Source organism: Erysipelothrix anatis (assembly GCF_009828745.1).
Lineage (GTDB): Bacteria > Bacillota_I > Bacilli_A > Erysipelotrichales > Erysipelotrichaceae > Erysipelothrix > Erysipelothrix anatis.
Window position 1 is genome coordinate 66,522 of record NZ_WTSX01000005.1, and the last position, 20,691, is coordinate 87,212.

Annotated in this window: 13 protein-coding genes; 2 read left to right on the forward strand and 11 right to left on the reverse strand. The window is 38.3% G+C overall.

Annotation, left to right across the window (positions count from 1 at the left end; translation table 11 throughout):
• Positions 1 to 23: 23 nt before the first annotated feature.
• Together yfmH and GVV19_RS05015 are read right to left on the reverse strand one after the other, a co-directional pair.
• Entirely contained in the window at positions 24 to 1,277 is a 1,254-nt protein-coding gene (gene yfmH, locus GVV19_RS05010; protein WP_159645985.1) for an EF-P 5-aminopentanol modification-associated protein YfmH, read from the reverse strand.
• Entirely contained in the window at positions 1,270 to 2,502 is a 1,233-nt protein-coding gene (locus GVV19_RS05015; RefSeq protein WP_159645988.1) for a M16 family metallopeptidase, read from the reverse strand. Before GVV19_RS05015 ends, yfmH begins: the two co-directional genes overlap by 8 nt.
• Positions 2,503 to 2,580: 78 nt before the next feature.
• On the opposite strand from GVV19_RS05015, the gene GVV19_RS05020 reads away from it, so the two are divergent.
• Together GVV19_RS05020 and GVV19_RS05025 are read left to right on the forward strand one after the other, a co-directional pair.
• A complete protein-coding gene (locus GVV19_RS05020; RefSeq protein ID WP_159641434.1) occupies positions 2,581 to 4,026 on the forward strand; it encodes a nicotinate phosphoribosyltransferase in 1,446 nt (481 codons plus the stop codon).
• Positions 4,027 to 4,146: 120 nt separating this feature from the next.
• Positions 4,147 to 4,968: a helix-turn-helix transcriptional regulator gene (locus tag GVV19_RS05025; protein WP_159645991.1), complete on the forward strand. Its 822-nt coding sequence runs from the start codon at positions 4,147 to 4,149 to the stop codon at positions 4,966 to 4,968.
• A 48-nt stretch (positions 4,969 to 5,016) separates the two neighbouring features.
• Here the strand turns inward: GVV19_RS05025 and GVV19_RS05030 are convergent, their stop codons facing one another.
• From GVV19_RS05030 to GVV19_RS05070, 9 genes are all read right to left on the reverse strand, one after another.
• Entirely contained in the window at positions 5,017 to 9,984 is a 4,968-nt protein-coding gene (locus GVV19_RS05030) for an endo-alpha-N-acetylgalactosaminidase family protein (RefSeq protein WP_159645994.1), read from the reverse strand.
• Between the two features lie 143 nt (positions 9,985 to 10,127).
• Positions 10,128 to 11,081: an ABC transporter permease gene (locus GVV19_RS05035; RefSeq protein WP_159636597.1), complete on the reverse strand. Its 954-nt coding sequence runs from the start codon at positions 11,079 to 11,081 to the stop codon at positions 10,128 to 10,130.
• Positions 11,078 to 12,172, reverse strand: coding sequence for an ABC transporter permease (locus GVV19_RS05040; protein WP_159641437.1), 1,095 nt, complete (start codon positions 12,170 to 12,172; stop codon positions 11,078 to 11,080). Before GVV19_RS05040 ends, GVV19_RS05035 begins: the two co-directional genes overlap by 4 nt.
• A complete protein-coding gene (locus tag GVV19_RS05045; protein ID WP_159641438.1) occupies positions 12,165 to 13,694 on the reverse strand; it encodes an ABC transporter ATP-binding protein in 1,530 nt (509 codons plus the stop codon). Before GVV19_RS05045 ends, GVV19_RS05040 begins: the two co-directional genes overlap by 8 nt.
• 72 nt (positions 13,695 to 13,766) lie before the next feature.
• A complete protein-coding gene (locus GVV19_RS05050) occupies positions 13,767 to 14,879 on the reverse strand; it encodes a BMP family lipoprotein (RefSeq protein ID WP_159636633.1) in 1,113 nt (370 codons plus the stop codon).
• 364 nt (positions 14,880 to 15,243) lie between these two features.
• The gene (gene thrS / locus GVV19_RS05055) at positions 15,244 to 17,001 is read right to left on the reverse strand and encodes a threonine--tRNA ligase (protein WP_159641440.1); all 1,758 of its coding nucleotides are present in this window, start codon (positions 16,999 to 17,001) and stop codon (positions 15,244 to 15,246) included.
• 282 nt (positions 17,002 to 17,283) lie between these two features.
• A complete protein-coding gene (locus tag GVV19_RS05060; RefSeq protein WP_159645997.1) occupies positions 17,284 to 18,510 on the reverse strand; it encodes an aminopeptidase in 1,227 nt (408 codons plus the stop codon).
• 40 nt (positions 18,511 to 18,550) lie between these two features.
• Positions 18,551 to 19,777 (reverse strand): aminopeptidase, encoded by a 1,227-nt coding sequence (locus GVV19_RS05065; protein WP_159636684.1) that lies wholly within the window; start codon positions 19,775 to 19,777, stop codon positions 18,551 to 18,553.
• Entirely contained in the window at positions 19,774 to 20,688 is a 915-nt protein-coding gene (locus GVV19_RS05070; RefSeq protein WP_159646000.1) for an ROK family protein, read from the reverse strand. Before GVV19_RS05070 ends, GVV19_RS05065 begins: the two co-directional genes overlap by 4 nt.
• Positions 20,689 to 20,691 lie beyond the last annotated feature (3 nt).

Sequence of the window (20,691 nt, forward strand, 5' to 3'; positions counted from 1 at the left end):
TTAATCCAATGGCACTGCCATCTTTATTGATTTTGGGACATCAACAAGAAACTTGAATTGTCAGTTTTGACCTTAGCTTTTATTTCGAGAATATCCTCAAAGGTAAGTGCTTGAACCATGCTTAAGAAGCCAAAATAGTGCATTTCTTGGAAATGTTCTCTGGCCACATTAACGGCTAAATAATCTGCATTTGATAGCGACATAACCATCTCACCATAGTATCTTTTTTTGAGCTGATCGAACTGTTCTTGATCTGCAATAAGGTGGACCATTTGGTCATTAATTATTTCTTCAAAACGTGCGTATTCGGTACCTTCGTTAAAAAAAGTAATCAAAACAAAGGTTTTTTGAACCTCAGTTCCATACGCAAATGAGTGTGATATTGCACCTTCGTCGAGCCATGTTTGATAATGTGGGTTTAATTCTGAAAAATTCATTTCTAAGAGCATGTCGAATAGAAACTCTTCTTTTTGAAGACTCGTCCCTGTATACGGAAGCTTAAACGATAAACTCATTTTAGGTGTTTCTACATTTTCGAAAATTTCGCGACGTGTGTGTTTTACCTCAAGTGGTTCATCAGGGTAAACATCTTCAACCTGACTTTCTACTTTAATATGGTTCTTAGTTTTTCGTTCAACAATTTCTTTGACGACCTCAGGATCTTCTGGGGTAACAATAGCCAGAACCATTCGACTATCGTTATAGTTCAGGTCATAAGCCTTACAAAGATCTTCTAGAGTGGTTGCATTAATACTTTCTTCCGTTCCAACGATGTCATAGATAAATGGAAATTGATGTAATGCATTCCGATAGGTTTCATTGATAAGGCGTGTTATTGGTCGTTGTTCATACATTTTCATTTCTTCAACGATAATTCCTTTTTCCTTTTCGACACTGTCTGCAGTCACCGTAAATGAGCTTACGAAGTCTAACAGCAAGGAAAGTGGCGCTTCTATCGCACCATTATGACCAAAGTAATAAAATGTTTGTTCATAGGATGTAAATGCATTTCCACTTGCTCCCATCGCTGCAAATTGAGACAGAATGTCTCCAGCTTCATCTTCAAACAACTTATGTTCCAAGAAATGTTGGACACCTTTCTTGTGTTCTATTATTTCGCCATCTTTACGTTGTTGTATATTTAGTGCTCCAAAAGGTGTACCATATACAGCCGCAGAGCGTTTAAATCCAGGATGATGAATAATATAGGTATACAATCCACTTTCTGTTACGAATGTCGAAACTGATTCATTAAAGCTGTTGTCAATTTTATTCATGGTTATTGTCTCCTTCCCCTTGTGCACGATACGCATAAGTAAATGGCGCACCCAGGTGACCAATAACTTCTTTCACCTGTTCTACTGTTACATTTGTTATTTTCTCTTGTAGTGCTTCAATACTTTCGTCAACACCTAATAACTCATTTCTAAATTGACGGTCAGCAATCCGTTTAAGATTTTCTGTAGTACCTTCTAAACCTAAATTAAGGTATTGAATCGCAGGTTCGATATCCAGTGATTCCTGCTTCATAATTTCAAATTGCTCCTGAATCAGAGTTAGTGTCTTGTCAAGATTACGATCGTTGATACCTGTCGCAATAATCATGACACCGTCAAAAAGCTGACGTGACGCATAAATTGAATACGCCAAACTATGCTTCTCCCGTATATTTTGGAACAGCAGTGATGACGGCAATTGTCCAAGATACGCAACAAATACTAAATACGCAGCATAGAGATCATGGTATGGGTCAATGTCTGTAGCATATAACGAGACGATTTCTGTTTGTCCACCTGCATGATGCTGTGTCATCATTTTTTCCGTGATTTCGGGATAGATAAGTGGGGTTTCTATATTGTTTGAAAATCCCTGATTAAAACGCGAGACATCAATGTCGTGAAGATCTCCAACAATATAAATGGACTTAAACGCTTCCTCAACGAGTGTTTGGTGAAAGTCTTTCACCATCTCTACTGTGACCGTTTCGATTGCTTCAAGCGTCCCAAATGAGTTAACCGAAAATAGCGAATCGGGTGCAGCGTTCAAAAATGCTTGTTGTTGCGCATAATGAGCGCTGCTTTCCTTGATGCGAGCATGATGCAAACGCAGACCATCCTTGGCTTCGTTTACCGTCTCTTCATTGATAAGCACTTCATAAAACATATCTGCTAAAAGGTCAACTTGTGCTTGTTGTACAGGTTCATCTGTAAACTTCGCATGAATACTTTTAACGGCAATGTCGATGACTTGATACTTACCAGCAGTATATGTATTGCTACTTGTTTTTGTGCCATACATAAAGTCCAAACGTTTTTGTAACTGTTCTTTCGTAGGCGTTGCAGTAGTGCGGTCGTTCATCATTCTACTTAAAATGTTTGCGACGGTGTTTTGTTGATCATTTAATTCGAAAACAACTTTCAAATTGATCAGTACTTCTTTAAATTTTGGTTCATAAATCTTAGTGATGTGAATATTATTTGCCAGATTAGTGTGTTCAATCATGTTATACGCTCCTAAAAATGATACAATAATGCTATAATTGTACATCAATCACAATTAAATAGAAAGCATGGTGACATCATGATTCAACCTAAAGATTCTGTTTTCTTAACAGACCTCTACGAGTTTTCAATGGCGTATACATATTTTAAAGAACAACGTCATGAGGAAATTGTCTATTTTGACATGTTCACACGAAAAATCCCCAACAAAGGAGGATATTTGATTTTCAATGGTTTATCGAAACTCATTGAAGCTATCAACAATTTTAAATTCCAACAAGAACATATCGATTATTTAAAAACACAAGGATTTGATGATCCGGAATTCTTGGATTACTTACTTAATATGGACCTTAACATCGATGTTTGGGCCGTCGAGGACGGTACTGTCGTCTTCCAAAACGAACCACTTGTAACAGTTCGTGGTACAGTCATCGAAGCTCAACTCATTGAAACGATATTGTTACTTTCAATAAACTATTCAACCTTGGTCACGACGAAGGCAAGCCGTATTGTTAATGCGGCTCGTGGGCGCACGGTTCTCGAATTTGGTGCGCGTCGCGCTCATGGATTTGACGCCTCACTTGATGGTGCACGTGCAGCAATTATTGCGGGGGCAGTGGGAACATCACATACGCTAGCCGGTCATAAATATGGGGCATATGTTGCAGGAACAATGGCCCATTCTTTTATCCAACTTCATGATAATGAACTGGATGCATTTATGACATATGCTCGCAACAATCCCGACAACTCTGTCTTCTTAGTCGATACCTATGACACCTTGAAATCTGGTATTCCAAATGCAATCAAAGTTGCTAAAGAATATCTAGAACCAAACGGATACCGCCTTAAGGCAATTCGTCTTGACTCTGGAGACTTAGCGTATTTATCAAAGGAAGCACGCCGCATGCTCGATGCAAGTGGACTTCAGGATTGTAAGATTATGGCTTCGAATTCACTCGATGAATACTTAATTGATGACTTAATTTATCAAGGTGCAGCAATTGATCAATTCGGAGTTGGCGAAAACTTAATTACCTCCAAATCTGAACCAGTCCTTGGTGGTGTCTATAAACTTGTAGCACAGGAGCGTGATGGGGCAATCATTCCTAAAATTAAAGTTTCGGAAAATATTGAAAAAATCACGAACCCAGGTCACAAACGACTATACCGTTTTTATGACAATACAAGCGAAAAAGCCCTTGCCGACTATATCGCTCTTGCCGATGAGATCATCCCTACAGATGAAATAACAATCTTCGATCCTGCAGCACCTTGGAAGAAGAAGACCTTAACGAATTACCAAGTACGCGAACTTCAAGTTCCAATCTTCGTGAATGGTAAGTGTGTTTATGCACTCCCTCACTTGGATGATATTGCTATCTACTCGAAACGAGAACTAGAAACAATGTGGGATGAAGTGAAGCGTCTGCATTATCCACACCAGTATTATGTGGATTTATCGCAAAAACTTTATGATTTAAAATTGTCCTTACTCCACGACATTAACGAAAACAAATAAAAGGAAATACCCAATCACATTCAGATTGGGTATTTTTAATGATAATAACAAGCATGTTGTGAAAAAAGCACTTTGTGTTTGCATCGTGAAAGCGTATACTTATTTTAGGAGGATTGACCAATGACCCACACATCGCTTATGAATCATATTAATACGATTCACTTACGTTCTATTCATCATTCAAAATTTGATGCCGATTGGCATTCAACACTACACTCCCATGCTTTCACCGAACTATTTTACGTAATTCGTGGAACTGGTCGTTTCATATTTCAAGATAACACTACAATTAATGTTCGCGAGGATGATCTCGTCCTTGTTAACCCCAATATCCTACATACTGAATTTTCGGATTCTCATGATCCCTTAGAATATATTGTTGTGGCCATTGATGGAATCGAGTTTGTTTCCGAGTATGAAAATGACGGTTTTTCTGTCCATAACTATTACGAATACAAACACGAAGTTCTCTACTTTCTAAAATCTTTAGTCACAGAAACTCGGCTTAAAGAACCTTATCACGAAATGATCGTGGATCTTCACCTCAAAAGTCTCATTATAAGTATTGTACGTCGAACCATCTTGAACCTCACGGTTGTTGTCAATCGTGAAGATGTCAACAACGATTGTATCTTCATCGAAAATTACATCAATAAGAATTTTAGAGATTCAATCACACTGGATAAACTCGCTGAACTAACGTTTCTAAATAAGTACTATATCTCACATATCTTCAAAAAACATTCGGGGATGTCACCCATCGATTTTGTCCTTAACAAACGGATCACAGAAGCAAAACGCTTGCTTGAGAGCACTGATTATTCAATATCACAAATTTCGGCAATTGTCGGATTCTCGAGTCCGTCCTACTTCTCGCAGTTTTTTAAGAAAGAAATTGGTATGAGCCCTAGAAAGTATAAAGATACTTTTCAACCAAAATAATTACCCAAAACAAGTAAAAAAAACGCTTCAGAAGAAGCGTTTTTTTAATTAGGGATTAGAACGTCGTTTAAATTTAGTGAAGCAAAGCACGATACCTATTACACTCATCATGCTTCCAAATATAACTATCATTGAATTTACAGCAACACCTGTCGAAGGAAGGTTCGAGTTTCCATTATCTGAAGATCCTTCTGGCTTCACTCCCGGATCGGATGGATCCATCGGATTTACGGGTTCTAGAGGATCGACAGGGGTGACGGAATCTCGAAGTTCAAGGTTTTCAAAACCACGTTCAATTTCCATAATAATACTGTCAATTTCACTTTGTGAAGGCTTATCCAATAATGCTCTTTCATCAATTTTCGCTAATAGTGCAACACCCTGTTTAACACTTGTTTCTAAATGTGTGTACGAGTCTACTGTATAGTTGTTCACCTCAAGTGCTTCAAATTGTGCAATGAGTGTACGTAAGCGCTCGATACTTAAATCTGTTAGTGGTGGAGTTATATTAGTTTGATTTACTATAGATATATTATCTAGAATGAAATCATTATACCCGCGGAAGTTGATGTCTTTATTTGATGCATCTTCGACATCTGCCTTCGTAGCTGTCGAGTAAATAGCAAACCATGTCTGGCCCGTCTCAGATCCCGTAATCTCAAATTCCATTCTTTGAGGCCCTTCTTGGTCTCTGGTTGATACCATTTCAAGCATCTGTTCATTATTACTTAAGTGTCCATCACCTATCATCACTGCATAAGTATAATCTGAACCCATCTCGTAGTCGAACGATACCATGTATTTTTGTCCGGGTTCGAAACGCACCATTTGTGGAATCGTTTGATACACGCGTCTTTGACGCCCGGTCAGTCCATTTGTTTTAAGTGACCAATCTCCATCGATTACATCGCTAATTCGTTTATTATTCCAACCTCGTTGTGTGTACGGATCATGCTTTTCGGATAAATGAGTTCGGTTATCTTCTACCCCCTCTATATCACCGACGACAAATGGGTAAATGCCCTGAGCATTATTCTCAAAATCATTGAAAAAGTTACCCGTTTCATCGATTGGATTTCCTGCATTTTCCGTTATTCGTACACCGTCAAAGTACGTCGCACCACTTCCCGGTTCACGGGTCAATTGAAGCGTTACGTCGCCAGTTTGAGGTGCTTTAAAGAAGACAAACATATTTTGAAAGTAACTTGTATCATCCACAGTTGATGATTTCGTATTATGCTCATAGGCCTTGACATAGTTCTCCGCAATGGAGCGATTTGTGTACGCTTCTTTTCGTTCTTCATCCGTAACAATTGAAAGTGTTGCTTTCGCATCGCTACGGTTATCCACGCCAACATAAGCCACGTAATCTGCACCAGGGGTAAGATCGGTGAGAACTTGTGATACAGATGAAAGTGAATCATTATCCCGCATCACAAGCATATCATTCGAAGCTTGTGATTTTTCGATTGTAATCGAATCAGTATCACCTTTTTGTGTCCATGCATCCAGGTTTTGTGTATTGAACCCAGGGTCAACGATATGTGCTCCTTCACCGTAAGTCATTTCAGCTTGCTTCTGAGTACCACGATAAACGGAATACGGCATATCAGCCTCTGCATTCAGTGTTATCTTTCCGTCAACTACCGGAATTTCAGAAACCAGTTCTTTACCCGTTTCTGTGAGTTTGTAGTACATCACAGAACTCACATTCCAATCTGAAGGGAGTTCCCACTCAGTTTTTCCACCTATTTTATTGAAGTGATACAGTTTTTCTTCTGCATTAGAAAGCGTCTTGCCCGTTGCATCCCATGACCAAGGAATTAGGTACGTTTCACCATCTAATACGATTTTATCATTCAACGTCATTGTACGATGTGTATAACCATCGTAATCATTTTTAAAATCATTTGAACCCCGTTTGATTTTTAGTGTATTGTTCATCTCGTCGATGAGTGTTACTTCCATTTCCGGAGTCCATTCATAGGACAATCCATCTTGATTCGTCATCGTAACCACTTCACCATTGACCCATTGATTTACTGTAAAATGTTGAACAAACTTAGTCGGGACATTGTTCTCAAATAGATTAACGATGTATCCGTTGTAATCATTTCGCCCTTGCCATCCTTCGAAGTCTTTCATATCGTAACCCCCAAGAAGTGGCGCAATCGCTGCTCCGGTATAAGCTGGATAATCAGCAACCCATACATCTTTTTGATGATTATAAATAAATCGCGCAACATTACTATTGATACCTTTTAATTTGTAGCCGCCATAGGTCAAATCAGCAGCCCAATGTGAGAATGTCGTATCTGGTTCAAAGGCATATCCCCATTCACCACCAAGACGCCATCCTTGATCATTAATTTCCTTCGCTAACTGATGGCTTGCCCAGGCACCATTATCACCAGATTGTCCATTACCCCATACATCAACATAAATGAAATCTAAATTGTTGTTGGGCCCTAAGACATTCCCTAATTCTTCAAATCGTTCACGCCGGCCACCTGCAAGATCTTTAGCAGCATCAATGTTAATCCCTTGATCAATCCAATTCCAACCATAATTGTATGAACCGTCCGCATTTTTTCTCAGCAACGTTTCAGAAAAGTATTTAGATTCTGGGTACGTCTCACTAGCGTTCACGTGTATCCCAATACGTGCTCCATAGTCTACGGATCGATCAAGTAATTTTCTAAACTCCGTGACACCACCAATTCTACTTCCAATATTCGCATAATCTAAGTGACCAGAATCATGACCCTCACTACCGTATCCTTTGAGCAGAATAGATTGACCCAGACCATCTGTGTGAAGTCCGATTTTTTTGATACCATCCAGTGTCGTTAAAAATGGATTTTGTGCGTGTGAACCAAAATTCATTGCAATGCGATATGCAACTAAATCTGGTACATCTTCAGCTCCTTTAGCAACATACATGATATCCCGATAGGCGATTGCAGCATCTTGCCAATTTACTGTTTGATCATTATTTCGATCTTCACTGAGTACTACCTTAACAACTGGCAACTCTAGAGTATCATCGTCATACATCACATCACGATGATAATACCATGGTGAACTTTGCAGCCCCATTGAGTTAAAACTCAGATATTCTTGAACACGTGCATTTACGCGAGTAAAGTCATTGGAACCACCACCCGCTGAATATTGTGAGTTTGAGTAGATTCCGGCAGCGACTTCACCATTAGAAATAAACCCATACATAAGTGGCTGATTATATCTGCGTAATTGTGAATCTACAGGTACAAGCGTATCGCCCGAAACAGTAGTATCAGTAGACATTCGTGTCGCCATGAGCTGTGAATCTGCTTCACTGCTACGAACAGAAACTAAACTATGATTCGGGATTTCAATCGTCCGTACTGTTGTCTCGTTAGTGTACGGTGTCGGATTGTTGTTTTGAATTTTTGTTACTTCAAACGTAACACTTTCCCCGTCCACCCTAAGTATCGCAGTAAGATCGACATTTAGCATGTGAGCTTCATCCCGTACCTTCATGAGATACTCAACTTGATTTTCAGCCAAACGTGTCATAGAAACCTCAGGAATTACATCAATCCCGTTAAGTACCAATGTATTTAAAATGCTAGGTTGTCCATGCATTATGGTTCCATTATTAAGTTCATACTTAACAATACGTGGAAATGTTTCGTCTATGGTGACTGTCATTGCATCAGACTTTATTGTTGTGAGTGTACCACCTTCAATTGGATCTGTAGGACGTTGTTGCGGAATATGACGAATCACAACATTATCGAGCAACACTTCCAGTGTTCCACGGTCTTTAAAGATTCCAATTTCCGCAGCATTAGGATGAAGACTTCCCATGATATTTGAGAACACTTCTTCCCCGTCAACAGAGAGAGCCAACGTTGAATCAGACACTTTAGCAGTCATTTTAAATGTTTTTCCTTGTTCGATACGTGGGCCTTCGGCCATGCTAGAATAACTCGACTTCGTCCCGAAATGCTCACTGAAAAAGAGATTCGTTTCATCTCCTGTTGAGACAGTTGCAAACGTTTTAGAATCTACAGCACGCATCGCAAAACCAAACCGATTTGCTTTTCCTTTAACAGTCACATCAGCTTCAATTGTGTAATTATCCATAAGTGCGACTCGCTCGAAAGTTGCAATTTGTTTTCCCGATGCGCTATCAAAATTAACCTTTAGTGCTTGGCCTGATTCCGTGGTAACGATTTCTTGTTTAACATCGCCAAGCATTGGAAAGAGGACCTTCGTATCGCCTAGAGATTCTGATTCGAAGTCCAATTTAAATTCATAATCATCATATATATCCACAGTTTCGCGTGGTTCACGAATAATTTCTTTAGGAATATCTGTTTGATCGGTCGATTTGATCATAATACTCGAAGACTCACTACCAAATTGACCCAATCTAATCGCAATATCTTGATATGGAGCTAAAGCATCGACTATTCCTGGGTCAAACATATGATCACTAATTACAGTTTGCTCGCCTTCAGATTGAGCTCCTTTCAAAATAAACTTATTATCTTTAAATGTAACATCAAGGCTGTAAGATTCATTTTGAAGTGGTAATGTTCCGCCGAGGGCACCATACGTTCCTTGACCATCGACTGCATATTGCCAAAACCATCCACTTGCATTGTATCCAATAGAAATGTAATTATTGAAGTCTTTAAAAAACAACATAATATTTAGTCGTGTTTTTTGTGGGTTGGATAACGGAATAAAAGTCAGTGAAGTTCCAACTTCTTTTCCATTCATTTTCCATCCGTTCTTTTTGGTGAAAAAAGCAGACTTATCACTATTATTGTTTGCTTCGTGAGATGACAATTGAATATAACGCGTTTCATCTTCAATTCTCTCCTCTATTGTTCCTTGTGGACTTAACAAACTTATCCAATCTGGATTGGTATCAGTAGTAGCACTAACTATTTGTGGGTTAACAGCACATAACGTTAAAACTAATACCAATGACCACAGACCAATCATTAATTTTTTCATATTTCCTCCATCTAGAGCCTTTGCCCAAATTAATGATAGCACTTACATTGTGGTGTGTGTTTAGTTAAATTGTGATAGAAGTTATATATGTTGAGGTTTAAATAAAACAAACATACAATAAAAAAACGCTTCTTTCGAAGCGTTTAACGTTTTCCTTGGTCGTATGGATCCCCAAGAGCTTTTGGAGCTGCTTGTGTTTTCGAAGAGAACCATAAGACAATTAAGGTTGCAATATACGGGAACATCTTGAAGAATTGTTCTGGTATATTTAAATTTGTAAAGAATGGAATTGCAGAGTATACATTTGAGATTGTAAGGGTTAATGCAAAGAAAATTGATGAAATGAATACCGGTATCGGTTTCCATTGTCCAAAAATTAAAATCGCAAGCGCTAAGAATCCGTAGCCACTCACAGTTCCCGAGAATGATGTACTTACTGGAATCATAATCGCAAATCCACCAAGTCCACCCAGTGCACCAGAGATTAATACAGCAGCCCATCGAATTTTGTAGACATTTACTCCGGCCGCATCAAGTGCATTAGGGTTTTCACCCGCCGCACGCAAACGTAATCCAAAACGTGTTTTGTACATTACGAATACAACAACAATCAGAATAATGAATCCGAGGTACGTTGTAATATACGCATTTTTAAAGAATAAGTCACCAATGACAGGTATGTCCCCTAACAATGGAACTTTTCGAATTAAGAATACATTTTTGAATGGAATTTCTTTAACAGAGTAAACCAATCGGGCCATAACAACCGCAAAAGCAGGTGCGAACATATTGATCGCAGTACCCGAAATAGTTTGATCCGCCTTCATGTTGATAGATGCAAATGCGTGTACTGCGGCAATTGCCATTCCTGCTAGAATCGCTGCGATCATTCCAATTACAAACAGAAGTTGCGGCGCAAACATTCCTTGTAACATGAATAGTGTTAGGATTCCAAAGAAGGCACCAAATACCATAATTCCTTCCAAGGCAATATTTACAACACCACTGCGTTCAGAAAAGAGTCCACCAAGTGAAACCATGAGTAATGGAATCGCTACATAGAGCATTTGTTGAAATACAAAGTATGCCATTGTCATGATTCTTTACCTCCTGATTTTTTATCTCGTGTTAGTTTACCAATAACACCTCGCAAGAATACAGTTAATGCAGAAATATAGATAATTGCGGATGTGATGACTTGGATGATCTCGGGCTCTAGACGGAATAATTGTAAGTTATTACCACCATATGTAATTTGAGAGATAAAGAGACCTGAGAAGATTATACCTATTGGATTGTTTTGACCCAACAAGGCAACAGCAATTCCATCAAATCCTTCTTTGAGTAATCCATATAAGGTAGTCATGTATATTCCAACATCAGATAGATACATCAACGCTCCACCTAGTCCAGCAAGACCTCCAGCAATCATCATTGATAAGATGATACTACGTGTCTCATTAATTCCAGCATAACGGCTTGCATGTCGGTTAAATCCAACAGCGCGAAGTTCATACCCAAATGTAGTTTTCTCGAGCACGATATACAGAACTATAGCACTAATTATTGCAATAATGATACCAATATTCAATGATGAATTCGGGAAGATTGTATCCAATCCCATTCTTGGCAAGTATGCATTTTTAGGCGGTAGTGTACGACTGTATTGCGCATCAAATGCTGTACGCATAATCAAGAAGTTAACCAGATAAACTGCAATATAGTTCATCATAATTGACGAAATAACTTCGTTAACATTTCGATAGGCTTTTAAAGCACCAACTACTAGTCCCCAAATAGCTCCTGCAAGAGCACCTAAAACAATACCTACAATCCAGCCAAATCCAGGAGGCAAGAATGTCCAGTTAACACCAACATAAATTGCGGTGAAGGCACCAACAGTAAATTGTCCCGTTACCCCGATATTAAACAGTCCAGTTCTAAATGCAAATCCAACAGATAAACCCGTCATGATAATTGGTGTTGCATTAAAGAGCACGTTACCAATTCCACGTAGTCCATCATGTAAACCACCCTTTAGGATTAACGCAAATGCGCTTAAGACAAATTGTGGTTTAATCGCTAAAATAACGATAAATCCAAAAACGAGTCCAATTGCTACTGCTAATAATGAAGCAATTAAGTTGTGGGATTGTTCGTTTTTAAAATAGTTTTTGATTTTACTCATCAGTATTTCCTCGTTTCGCTCCAGCCATGTAAAGTCCTAATTCTTGCTGTGTTACGGAATCTGGAGTAAATTCTCCTACTAATTCACCATTATGCATTACAAGAATTCGATCACTTACATTCATTATTTCAGATAGCTCATAGGATACAAGAAGTACGGATTTTCCTGCATCACGCTGTGCAACAAGTTGTCTATGAATATATTCAATCGCACCAACATCAAGACCCCGTGTTGGTTGTACTGCCATTAATACATCACTACCCATATCAATTTCACGGGCTAAGATAGCTTTTTGTTGATTACCACCTGACATGCTACGAACAATTGTATGAGGCCCTTTTGAACTTCGAATATCAAATTTCTCGATCATTTCTTTTGAATATACATCAATGGCATCATACTTCATAAAACCATTTTTTGAGAAACGGTCTTCAAAATAAGACTTTAATACGATATTGTCTGCCAGATTGTATTCCAAGACAAGACCATCACGGTGGCGATCTTCTGGGATATGTGAAAGCCCATGAGTGTTACGATAACGAATCGATTTATTTGTAATATCATTATCACCAAGCGCAATGACACCCGACTTAATTGGCAACAAGCCTGCTAACGCATATACAAGCTCATGCTGGCCATTTCCTTCAATCCCTGCAATACTTACAACTTCACCACGTCGTAAATCAAAGCTAATATTTTTGATTGCGTCATGACCTCCATGCGTGGAATCAATGGATAACCCATTAACAGATAGTACAACATCGCCAAGTTTTGCAGGTGCTTTGTCAATCGTAAGATCAACTTTACGTCCAACCATCATTTCTGACATTTCTTCAATTGAAACATCTTTAACATCTACAGTTCCAATATACTTACCTTTACGTAAAACAGTACAACGGTTTGCTACTTTTTTTATCTCGCCTAATTTATGTGTAATGAAAACTAGTGACTTACCTTCTTTCTGAAGTTGTAACATAATTTGCATCAGCTCATCAATTTCTTGAGGTGTTAGTACCGCTGTCGGTTCATCAAATATCATGACATCACTTTCGCGATAAAGCAGTTTGAGAATTTCAACACGTTGTTGCATTCCCACAGAAATATCTCTAATTTTTGCATCAGGATTTACATTCAGTCCATAACGTTCACTAAGCTCAACAATTGCTTGGCGGGCTTCTTTTTTATCTACGACACCTTTTGATGTTTGTTCAACACCAAGGATAATATTTTCAGTAACTGTAAACGTATCAACAAGTTTGAAGTGTTGATGCACCATCCCTATTTTAAGTGCCGTTGCTTCATGCGGATTTGAAATTTTCGTAGGAACTCCACGAACAATAATCTCTCCGCCATCTGGTTGATACATACCAAAAAGGATTGACATCAACGTTGATTTTCCCGCACCATTTTCCCCTAGTAGTGCGTGAATTTCACCTTCGCGAATATTTAATGTAACTTGATCATTCGCAATGATGCCAGGAAATACTTTAGTTATTTCTTTCATTTCGACGATATGATTCATCGGTTTCACTCCTTCAATGAATTTTAAACAGAAAAAGCCCCAACGAAGGGGCTTTTCTAATTACTAGTTGGTTTAGACAATTTTAACTTTTTCTAATTTCAAGTCGCTGAAATCATTAGCATGTGTTGTTGGAATTGATGAACGTATTCCATCTTTGTCTGCTTTGAAATCTGCGTAGATTTTATCATAATCTGCTTTTGTGAATGTCTCGAAACGATCAAATTTGTCTGGCAATCCTACTGAATCATTTGCGATTCCATAAGTTGTTGCCTTACCACCTTCGAATTTACCTTCGTAGTGATTTTTCAATGCTGCGTGAACAGATCCTTGTAACTGCTTGACTGCTGATGTAATGATTGTTTCACTGTCAGCGCTTTGATCTTTGTCAACACCAATAGATTTCTTGTTTGCTGCTTGTGCGGCTGCAAAGACTGAGTTTCCTGCACCACCCGCTGATGCGAAGATTACTTCAGTACCCGCTGCATACCATCCAGCTGCAAGTGTTTGAACTTCTGGTTTTGGCTCAAATGTATTTGCGTAGTTGTAACGGACTTCAACGTCAACGCCTAACTCTTTAGCTGCTGCATCTGCTCCATATAGATAACCAATACCATATTTTTCAACTGCTGGTACTCGGTATCCACCAATAAATCCAAGTTTAGTCATGCCATCTTTAACTGCTGCATATCCTGCAAAGAATCCTGACTCATGTTCATCATATAGCAATGAGTTTGTATTGCTTCCAATAACTGGCTCAGAGTCACCATTTTCTTGAGGTAAGCTATCCACAAAGATAAAGTTTACATCAGGGAAATCTTTCTGTGCTCTAAATACTGCATTATTAAATAGGAATCCAGGTGTTACAATAACTTTAGCTTTTCCATCTTTGATAGCTTTACTAATTGTATTGTAGTACTCATCATCATTAGCTGTTGATGGTCGGTAATAAGTTGCTGAGATTTGTTTGTCCTTGTTTGCTTCGTTATGTTCTTTAACATACGATTGAACACCTTCCCATGATCCTTGGTTGAATGATCCGTCATCGATCGTTCCAACGTCTGTGATTAAAGCAATTTCACCACCGGTACCTTCTTTGCCTGTTTCTTGCTCCTTTTCAGGTGAAGCACAAGCTGTCAGTCCAAATACCATTAATGCGACTAATGCTATAGTCCAGAATTTCTTCATTGTTATCCTCCGTACAAGTTCTCCTTGTAAGACAATAATAAGCAATATTATGTCTAAAATCAAGTCAAACAAACGCACTCTAGAGTGCGTTGAAATCGCTATCATTGATTGTTGTGGTAATTTGATTTAGAACATTGTATAATGAAATGTTACTAGGGTATTTTTTATTTTTCATCATGTGATATTTATATGAAGTTCAGCAATCATAAATATGTACTATTTAAAGGTTTTTTCCTACAATTCTTAAATTTCACTTTCTACCCTTCATACATATTATTTCTATGTTTATTAGGTATGTGTGGCAACGAAAAAAATTTCACATATTATTCAAATAAAAAGAATCCCTGCCTAAGCAGGGATTCTTTTACGCTTCCTTGTTAATTGTATGAATGTATTTTGATTTTACTTCTTCGTTAACAAGAGCAACAAAGTCTTCAAGACTGAATGGATTCTGAGCACGTTCACCAAAACGTCGAACGTTGACAGAGCGTTCCTCGATTTCTTTATCACCAATAATTACTTGCATTGGAATTTTATGCATTTGAGCTTCACGCAAGCGATAGCCCAGTTTTTCGTTACGTCCATCAACCGAAACACGAATGCCTTGTGCTTCTAAGATTTCTTTGACTTCATTTGCATATTCCATGTGGAATTCTGTATTCACAGGAATAATTTCAACTTGTTTTGGTGCTAACCATAATGGAAATGCTCCAGCAAAGTGTTCAATAAGAATTCCAATAAAACGCTCGATTGAACCAAATATAGCACGGTGAAGCATGATTGGTCGTTGTTTTGAACCATCCTCCGCAACATATGTTAGATCAAAGCGTTCTGGTAGATTTGTATCCAACTGAACGGTTCCACATTGCCAAATACGGTTTAACGAGTCACGGACTTTAAAGTCAAGTTTAGGTCCGTAGAATGCCCCATCGCCAGGATTGATTTTGAATTCTTTACCAGCCGCAATACATGCTTCCTCAAGAATCTTCTCAGAACGATCCCAATCCTCGATTGATCCAATATATTTATCTTCTGGACGTGTCGAGAGTTCAATGGAATATGTTAATCCAAAGACAGAATAGATTTCTTCAATAAAGTCTAAGATTTCAATAATTTCGTCTTGTAACTGTGCAGGCGTCATAAACAAGTGAGCATCATCTTGCGTAAACATACGAACGCGGAATAAACCATTAAGGGCTCCACTCGCCTCATGACGGTGTACAGTACCCATTTCCGCAAGGCGAATTGGAAGATCACGGTATGAATGTAAGTCATTTTTATAAACTAACATACCGCCTGGACAGTTCATTGGCTTGATTGCGAAATCACGATCATCAATTGACGAAGTGTACATGTTTTCACGGTAATTTTGCCAGTGTCCAGAAACTTCCCATAGGTCCTTATTTAACATCGTAGGTGTTTGTGTAAAGACATAACCACGACGTGTATGAGCTTGTTGGTAATAAGCATCAAGGGCTTGTCGTAACTTCATTCCATTTGGCAACCAGAATGGGAATCCAGGACCATACTCACTCATCATGAATAGTCCAAGTTCTTTCCCAAGTTTTTTATGATCTCTAAGTTTTGCTTCTTCAAGCCAGTTTAGGTAATTGTCGAGATCTTCTTGTGTTTCAAATGTAATTCCATAAACACGTTGCAACATTTTATTATTTGCATCGCCTTTCCAGTATGCTCCGGATACCTTGAGAAGTTTAAAATATTTCATTTTTTTCGTTGTCTCAACATGAGGTCCGCGACAAAGATCGATAAATTCTGCTTGACGGTATGCTGAAATTGTTTCGTTTTCATCTAAATTTGAAATGATATCAAGTTTATAGGAATCATCTTTGAATTCTTCCATTGCTTCTGCTTTTGAAAGTTCAATACGTGTTATTCGTTTGTCTTCTTTGGCAATTTTACGCATCATCGCCTCAATTTTTGGCAAATCGTCTTCTGTTAATTTGACGTCACCCAAATCCATGTCGTAGTAAAAACCATCTTCAATTACTGGACCTACCCAAAATTTTGCTTCTGGATAAAGGCGTTTCACGGCATGCGCAAGTAAGTGTGCGGATGAGTGATTCAGAACATTTAATTCTGGATTTTCTTTAATATTAATCATTCTTCTTTCCTTCTCTTTCTAATAAAAAAGTACCACGATAACAAACCCTAAAAGGACGTGTTAACGCGGTACCACCTTCATTCACTGTAATAGTGCACTTTATCTGTTAACGCCAGCAACGGAATTTTTTCGAAAATTCACTCAAAGGTTGTAAATGTAAATGTCTACGAGAAGTTTTCAGCGACCACTTCACTCTCTAGTTCAACGTTTTTACATTCATGTCCTTATCATCGATTTATAGTATTATTATACTCGACTCTTTTTAAATTACAAGCCTAAAGACTACAGAACAATATTTCCCTCTTTAATGATTGTAACGGTATTTCCATCAAATGTTGTACCTTCTGCATGCATATCCTCACTCCCAAACATAAAGTCCACGTGAATGAGGGATTGATTAATACCTCGTTCTAAAAGTTCATCATGATTCATGCTTCCACCATTCTCTATTAGAGGATATCCTTTTCCAAGAGCAATATGGCACGATGCATTTTCATCAAACAGAGTATTGTAGAACAATGTTTTTAGATTTGAAATTGGTGAATCAAACGACACCAATGCAATTTCACCAATACGTCGACTATTTTCATCTGTATTGAGAAGACCTTCGAGTGCCTCTTTTCCTTGTTCGGCATCAAAATCAACGACGACACCATCTTCAAATTTTAACCAGAATTTGTCGATGAGTCGACCATTATTGTTTAGCGGCAACGTATTGTAGACGATTCCATTTACATTCATACGATCTGGAGTCGTAAATGACTCTTCAGTTGGAATATTAGCGTTAAATGGAATTCCTTTTTGTGATGGACTATTACCACCCGACCAGATGTGTCCTTTAACAAGACCAATTGTAATGTCTGTTCCCAAACCATTTTTAAAATGAACTGACTCGAAATTGTATGCGTTTAGAGCACTATTTTGCTTATGAAGTTGGGCATTATGTTTCTCCCACTCTTGTTTTGGATCATTATCTTCGGTTACGCGAGTAGCATATAGAATGTACTCATAAAGCTTATCATAAGCTTTTTGCGCTTCTAATTCAGGAAACACTGCCTTAGCCCAGTTATATGTAGGGTAAGCTGCAACCAGCCATTGTCCTTGATTACTCATGGAGTAGTTTGCAAATGCTTGTAATGCTTTTCCTCTAACTTGAGATACGGCCATAACTTTCGAAGCATCGACATCATTCATGAGTCCAGGATTCGGACTACGTAATGCTAGTTTAACTAGGTCTTCTTTAAGGTACTCGTCGTGTTCAAGAATTAATGATTCTGGGATATGTGTTAGTGTTTCTTCACTTTGATAAAGATAGTGAAGTCTTGAAATTTGCTCACTTGTAAACTTGACGATAACTTGTTTTGCTTTTAATTTGTATGCTTCTTCGGTTAGAAGAGCAACAAATTCATGGTGTTCTGGTCCTGCATTAATAATCAACGTCTGATTCGGTTGTACATTAAGAGCCGTTTCAACCAACAAATTTGCATATTTTCTATCGATATTTTTCATAAGTACCTCTTTCTTTAACTAAAAGCGTGGTTTCCCACGCTTAGATTACAAAGTTTCCAGCTTCAAATACAACAACTTCAGTGTCATCTTGCGTTACTCCAATAACACTCATATCTTCACTTCCAAACATGAAATCTTCATGGTTAATTGAATCGTTTGAGTTATGAGCGAGTAATTCCTCTTGTGACATTGATGTACCGTTTTTGATGTTCATAGGATAAGCACGTCCAAGAGCCATGTGGCATGAAGCGTTCTCATCAAATAATGTATTGTAGAACAAAATATTTAGGTCGGAAATTGGTGATTTGTGCGAGATAAGGGCAATTTCACCGATGTGACGGCTTCCTTCATCAGTATCAAGAAGTTGACGTAATGTCTCTTTTTCTTGTTTTGCATCAAAATCAACAACTTTACCATCGACAAAGTCTAACCAGAACTCATCGATGAGTTTTCCGCTATAGTTCAATGGTTTTGTACTGTAAACACGTCCATTTACATTAAGACGATCTGGCATCGTAAATGATTCTTCAGTTGGCATATTCGGATTGAACTTATGTCCACCTTCAGATGTTTCTTCTCCACCTGCCCACACATGATCTTTTACAAGACCAACTGTGATGTCGGTTCCTTTACTATTTTTGAAGTGTAAAGATTTGAAGTTATAGTCATTAAGAACCGTATTTTGATGTGCTAAGACAGCGTTGTGTTCAGCCCATGCAACAACTGGATCTTTGTCTTCAGTGACGCGAGACGCATAAAGAATTGCTTCAAGTAATTTTTCATAAGCCTCTTCCACTGGTAACTCTGGGAATACTACATGTGCCCATTCATTTGTTGGTAAAGAAATTAATGACCATTGTCCACGATTTGCCATCGTATACTCACGCATTGCTTTTAAAGCTTCACCTTGAGCTTTTGCTGCAGCAGCGAGTTTATCGCCATCTACATCCGCAAATAAGCCTGGAGATGGAGCATAAACTGACAAGCGACATAAGTCTTGTGTTAAGTAATCATCATTCTCGTCAACAATCCATTGAGGCACACGTGTATATGTTTCTAAATCTTGATGTAATGCGTGTTCTTTTCCAATAATGTCGTCGCTGAACTTAACGACAACTTTTTTAGCACCAACTGCATAAGCTTCTTTTACGAGAAGTCTTGCAAACTCATAGTGCTCTGCTTTTACGTTAATAAGTAGTGTTTGTCCTGGTTGAACATTAACACCGACTCTAACGGCTAATTGTGCATATTTTTCAATTAATGTCATACATTTTTCTCCTGTGAGTAGCATAACATCGCCGCTCCAATAACTCCTGGTTCTTCTAATGACGCAAGCACAAATTCACGATCACGCATTGTAGGATGAACCAATGATTTGTACGCTTCAATCATCTTGTCCCAATATAAATGGCGAGAGAATGTGACTCCTCCACCTAGGACAAAGATATGAGGATCTGTAACATGTGAAATGATTGATAAAAGCATTCCTACGTCGTAAGACATTTCTTCAACAAGTTGAACTGCCTTAGGATCATTTGATTCGTACAATTTAAATATTTGAGAAGCAGATGTTATTTCTGGGTCAATTGATTCTTGAGCTTTGCGAACCATTGCTGATCCACTCGCTTCATTTTCAACCGCACCAGCATTCAATGTGTTTACGTCATCGCGTTGTTTGCGATGTCTGTCAATTACAATATTTCCAATTTCACCAGCATATCCGTGAATTCCGGATACAAGTCTTCCGTCAACTACGAGCGCACCACCAATTCCTGTTGAATGCGTAACATAGTAAACTATTTTCTTGCCTTTTCCTGAACCAACTAAAGCTTCAGCTAAACCAGCAACATTTGCATCATTATCCATGTAAATGGGTAAATCAAAATGTTTTTTTAAGTAATCAACTACTGGAAAACCAGTAAATCCAGCAAGATTTGTCGATAGAGTTACCGACCCTTTTTCTGTATCTACTGGTCCAGGAATTCCGATTCCAATTCCAGCACATTGATCACAGTTTTCTAAACTGTTGATCATGTCAACGATATTGTTTAGAACAGTTTCTGGTCCTTGAGATGCTAAAGACGGACGCTTGATTTCTTCAACAATGTCACCAAGTTCGGTAACAATTGCAACACGAACATTCGTACCACCTAAATCAACACCAATATACTGTTTCATAAT

Bases quoted from the DNA above. Each gene is read 5' to 3' on its own strand.
- GVV19_RS05060 (WP_159645997.1), bottom strand. From the start codon at position 18,510: ATGAAAAATATCGATAGAAAATATGCAAATTTGTTGGTTGAAACGGCT.
- GVV19_RS05020 (WP_159641434.1), top strand. From the start codon at position 2,581: ATGATTCAACCTAAAGATTCTGTTTTCTTAACAGACCTCTACGAGTTT.
- GVV19_RS05050 (WP_159636633.1), bottom strand. From the start codon at position 14,879: ATGAAGAAATTCTGGACTATAGCATTAGTCGCATTAATGGTATTTGGA.
- GVV19_RS05070 (WP_159646000.1), bottom strand. From the start codon at position 20,688: ATGAAACAGTATATTGGTGTTGATTTAGGTGGTACGAATGTTCGTGTT.
- GVV19_RS05040 (WP_159641437.1), bottom strand. From the start codon at position 12,172: ATGAGTAAAATCAAAAACTATTTTAAAAACGAACAATCCCACAACTTA.
- GVV19_RS05045 (WP_159641438.1), bottom strand. From the start codon at position 13,694: ATGAATCATATCGTCGAAATGAAAGAAATAACTAAAGTATTTCCTGGC.
- GVV19_RS05035 (WP_159636597.1), bottom strand. From the start codon at position 11,081: ATGACAATGGCATACTTTGTATTTCAACAAATGCTCTATGTAGCGATT.
- GVV19_RS05065 (WP_159636684.1), bottom strand. From the start codon at position 19,777: ATGACATTAATTGAAAAATATGCACAATTAGCCGTTAGAGTCGGTGTT.
- thrS (WP_159641440.1), bottom strand. From the start codon at position 17,001: ATGATTAATATTAAAGAAAATCCAGAATTAAATGTTCTGAATCACTCA.
- GVV19_RS05030 (WP_159645994.1), bottom strand. From the start codon at position 9,984: ATGAAAAAATTAATGATTGGTCTGTGGTCATTGGTATTAGTTTTAACG.
- yfmH (WP_159645985.1), bottom strand. From the start codon at position 1,277: ATGAATAAAATTGACAACAGCTTTAATGAATCAGTTTCGACATTCGTA.
- GVV19_RS05015 (WP_159645988.1), bottom strand. From the start codon at position 2,502: ATGATTGAACACACTAATCTGGCAAATAATATTCACATCACTAAGATT.
- GVV19_RS05025 (WP_159645991.1), top strand. From the start codon at position 4,147: ATGACCCACACATCGCTTATGAATCATATTAATACGATTCACTTACGT.